Origin of the sequence: Marseilla massiliensis (assembly GCF_016899955.1) — a bacterium.
In the GTDB taxonomy this organism is placed as follows: Bacteria; Bacteroidota; Bacteroidia; order Bacteroidales; family Bacteroidaceae; genus Prevotella; species Prevotella intestinigallinarum.
Map to the genome: position 1 here is coordinate 1 of NZ_JACJJL010000109.1, position 404 is coordinate 404.

General features: G+C 58.2%; 1 protein-coding gene. It reads right to left on the reverse strand.

The window, feature by feature from the left end:
• Positions 1-404, reverse strand: a 404-nt coding sequence (locus tag H6B30_RS16135) for a peroxiredoxin family protein (RefSeq protein ID WP_205112254.1), incomplete at both ends; no start/stop codon positions are given.

Consider the following 404-nt stretch of genomic DNA (forward strand, 5'->3'; position numbering starts at 1 on the left):
GGCCAGTATCTTGCCGTCGCGACCTACGAGGAAGCGGCCGCCTCCGGCATTGCCAATGCCGTATCTCTTCCAGATGCCGAGGCGGTCGTCAAGCTCCAGAAGGTTGAGCCACGGATAACCGTCGCGCTTTATCGCCGTCTTCATTGCGTCTGCGTTGTCATACTCACGGGCCACGCCAACAACGGTAAATCCGCGGTCTTTATACTTGTCATAAAGGGGAATAAGCTCTTTAGAGTGCTTGCGGCACGACGCGCACCAACTGCCCCAGAGGTCAATCAGGGCCACACGGCCAGCTATCTCTTTCGACAATGTGTGGTCGTTGCCCGCCAAATCGGGGGCCGTGAAGTCGAAATAGTCGCCTCCAACCTTGGTGTTGCACCCCGCGAGCCAACCCTGAAGCCACC